Source organism: Microbacterium sp. PF5 (assembly GCF_004794315.1).
Lineage (GTDB): Bacteria > Actinomycetota > Actinomycetes > Actinomycetales > Microbacteriaceae > Microbacterium > Microbacterium sufflavum.
Genome location: NZ_SSDQ01000167.1, coordinates 1 through 3,169 on the forward strand (window position 1 = coordinate 1; position 3,169 = coordinate 3,169).

Consider the following 3,169-nt stretch of genomic DNA (forward strand, 5'->3'; position numbering starts at 1 on the left):
GCCGCTGCTGCAGCTTCCGCCGCTGCTGCAGCTTCCGCCGCTGCTGCAGCTTCCGCCGCCGCCGCTGCTCCCGCCGCCGCGACGCCGAGCACGACGGAGATCGTGCCGGCCGCCGACCTCGCGACGCCGCTGCCGTGGACGCGGACGGTGTGGAACGGCCGTGCGCCGCGTCACCTCACGACCTCTCCGGACACGGGTCGCCGCCGCCCGACCTGGACGCAGGCGATCGCGGGGCTCTTCGGTGCTGCGGCCCTGGGCGTGCTGGCCGGCGCGGCGGTCGCGCTGGTGCGGGCACTGCTGAGCGCCCCGTTCATGCAGGACTTCCTGGCAGCGTTCCCCGGCGAGTACGAGCCGGCGATCCCGGTCGAGCCGGGCTTCGCGCCGTGGGTCAACTGGGCGCACTTCTTCAACATGTTCCTGATCGTGCTGATCATCCGCTCGGGGCTGCAGGTGCGCACCGAGAAGCGGCCGACCGTGTTCTGGACGCCGCGGAACAACCCCAAGGGAAAGATCAGCCTGAACCTCTGGTTCCACCAGGCGCTCGACATCCTGTGGCTCGTGAACGGCGTGGCCTTCGTGGTGCTGCTCTTCGTCACCGGGCACTGGGTACGCATCGTGCCGACGAGCTGGGAGGTCTTCCCGAACGCGCTGTCGGCGGCCCTGCAGTACGTCTCGCTCGACTGGCCGCACGAGAACGGCTGGAACAACTACAACAGCCTGCAGCAGCTCGCCTACTTCGTGACCGTGTTCGTGGCGGCGCCGCTCGCCGCCGCCACCGGTTTCCGCATGTCGGGGCTGTGGCCGAAGAGGGCGGTGCGGCTGTCGAAGGCGTACCCGGTGGAGTGGGCGCGCGCGCTGCACTTCCCGATCATGCTGTACTTCGTGGCGTTCATCGTCGTGCACGTGGCGCTGGTGATGCTCACCGGGTTCCAGCGCAACCTGAACCACATGTTCGCGGCGCAGGATGCGGCGACCTGGACCGGGTTCTGGGTGTTCGTGCTCTCGCTCGTCGTGATCGCGGGCGCGTGGGCGGCGGCGCGTCCGCTCGTGCTCGCCCCGATCGCGAAGCTCTTCGGCAAGGTCTCCGGTCGCTGATCGCCCGACGCGAGCGGGTGTTGACAGGTCACCAAGCAAACGCTTGACTGGGGCGTGTCGCTGCCTCTCGCCTTCTTCTCCTTCGTCCGTCTCGACGACCGCTCACAGCACGCCGAGTACAACCGCTGGCATCAGCTGGACCACCGGCCCGAGAACCTCGCCCTGCCCGGCGTCGCAGGGGGAGACCGGTGGGAAGTGCGACCGACGGGTGATGGTCTGGCCACAGGGTCACTCGCCGGCGCTGTGGACTTCGTCGCCATGTACTGGTTCCGCGACCCGGTCGACGAGTCCGTCGCCGCGTGGGATGCGCTCGGGGAGGCCTCGTTCCAGTGGGGTCGCGGGCCGCTGCTCCCGGGCATCCAGCGCCCCCTGCTCGCGTTCTTCCGTCCGGTGAAGGGCTATGCCGCCCCGCGCGCTCTGGTGTCGCCCGACGTGCTGCCCTACCGCCCGAACCGCGGACTGCACCTCACCGCCACCCGCTTCGCCGAGCCGCATGGCCACAAGGCCCACGAGGCGCATCGGCGAGAGGACCGCGAACTCATCCCGGCCCTGCTCGACGTGGACGGCGTCGCCGGCGCCTGGACCTTCTCGTACAGCCACCCGCAGCGGCACTCCTCCCTGCCGTTCGACGAGAGCCCGGCCGATGAGCCGGGGTCCCTGCGCCTCCGCCTGCTCTATCTGGAGGACGATCCCGACCTCGTGACCCCGGCTCTGCGCGCCGTGGAAGAGCGGTTCCCCGGGGCGGGCGAGGTCGTTCTGTCGACCCCGGTGCACACGATCATCCCGTGGCAGGACTGGTGAGCGCCGATCTCGAACGGCGGCTGCGGGCGCTCGAGGACCGCGCAGAGATCGCCGAGCTGATCGCGCGGTACGGCCCCGCCGTGGACAGCGCGGACGCCGCCGAGGTCTCGGCGCTCTGGGCGGCGGATGGCACCTACCGCTTCGACGACACGGTTCTGGACGCGGACGGCATCCGGACCCTGGTCGACCTGCCGTCGCACCGCGAGTACCTGCGCCGCGGCTGCGCGCACGTACTCTCCGCCCCTCGGATCGAGATCGACGGGGACACGGCGGTGGCCGTGACGCACTCCGTGGTGCTGCTGCGCGACGGCGACCACTGGGAAGCGGAGCGGGTCAGCGCCAACCGGTGGGAGCTGGTGCGCACGACGAACGGATGGCGCGTGCGGGAGCGCCGCAATCACCTGCTCGACGGGGATGCGGTCGCCAGAGAGCTGCTCGCTCCCTGAGTGCTCGGGCTCCGGCTCAGCCCTCGAAGCGCGAGAGCGGGGTCTCACCCGCGGCGGCGAGCCGGGCGAGCGTCCGCGCGCGCGGACCGAGGGCGCTGCCGAACCGCACGTCCCATCCCTCGTGGCTGTCGTCGCCGAGCGCCGCGCGCGCGTGATGCGGCCAGTTGGGGTCGTCGAGCGCCTCCCGGCCGAGCAGCACGAGATCGGCGTCGCCGTGGTCGAGCAGTCGATCGGCCTGCACGGGGTCCACGATCAGGCCCACCGTCGCGGTCGGCACCCCGGCCTCGTCGCGGATGCGGCGGGAGAAGTCGGCGTGGAAGGCGAAGCCGCGACGGACCCTGGTGTCCGTCGAGCGGTCGGTGGTGATGCCCCCGGACGAGGTGTCGATGAGGTCCACGCCCTCCGCGGCGAGGGCGCGCGCGATGCCGACCGTGTCGTCGATCCCCAGTCCGTCCGCGGCGCCGTCGACCGCGGACAGCCGGAACGACAGCGGGATGCCGTCGCCGATCGCCGACCGCACGGCGGCGACCACCTCGCGCGGGTAGCGGAGCCGGTTCTGCGGACTGCCGCCGTACGCGTCGGTGCGACGGTTCGACACGGGGGAGAGGAACGAGTGCAGCAGGTAGCCGTGGGCGCCGTGCAGCTCGACGAAGCGGAACCCCGCGGCGACCGCCCGCACCGCGGCGTCGTGCCAGTCCTGCACGGAGCGGGCGATGTCGGCCGCGGTGACCGCCGCGGGCACGGCGTGGCCCGGTCCTGCCGCCAGGGCGCTCGGGGCGTCGAGGGCCTCCTGCTGCCACGCGCGCAGCTTGCTCGCCGTTCCCCAC

The 3,169-nt window shown here is 72.1% G+C and carries 4 protein-coding genes; 3 read left to right on the forward strand and 1 reads right to left on the reverse strand.

Features of this window, described 5'->3' with window-relative positions; translation table 11 throughout:
* From DW297_RS16535 to DW297_RS16545, 3 genes are all read left to right on the forward strand, one after another.
* Positions 1-1,095: cytochrome b/b6 domain-containing protein (locus DW297_RS16535; protein ID WP_240744663.1), on the forward strand; the 1,095-nt coding region annotated here is incomplete at its 5' end.
* 54 nt (positions 1,096-1,149) lie between these two features.
* Positions 1,150-1,896 (forward strand): hypothetical protein, encoded by a 747-nt coding sequence (locus tag DW297_RS16540; RefSeq protein ID WP_136034426.1) that lies wholly within the window; start codon positions 1,150-1,152, stop codon positions 1,894-1,896.
* The gene (locus DW297_RS16545; protein ID WP_136034428.1) at positions 1,881-2,342 is read left to right on the forward strand and encodes a nuclear transport factor 2 family protein; all 462 of its coding nucleotides are present in this window, start codon (positions 1,881-1,883) and stop codon (positions 2,340-2,342) included. Before DW297_RS16540 ends, DW297_RS16545 begins: the two co-directional genes overlap by 16 nt.
* A 16-nt stretch (positions 2,343-2,358) precedes the next feature.
* Here DW297_RS16545 and DW297_RS16550 read toward each other — a convergent pair.
* Positions 2,359-3,169, reverse strand: an 811-nt coding sequence (locus tag DW297_RS16550) for an oxidoreductase (RefSeq protein ID WP_446724382.1), incomplete at its 5' end; no start/stop codon positions are given.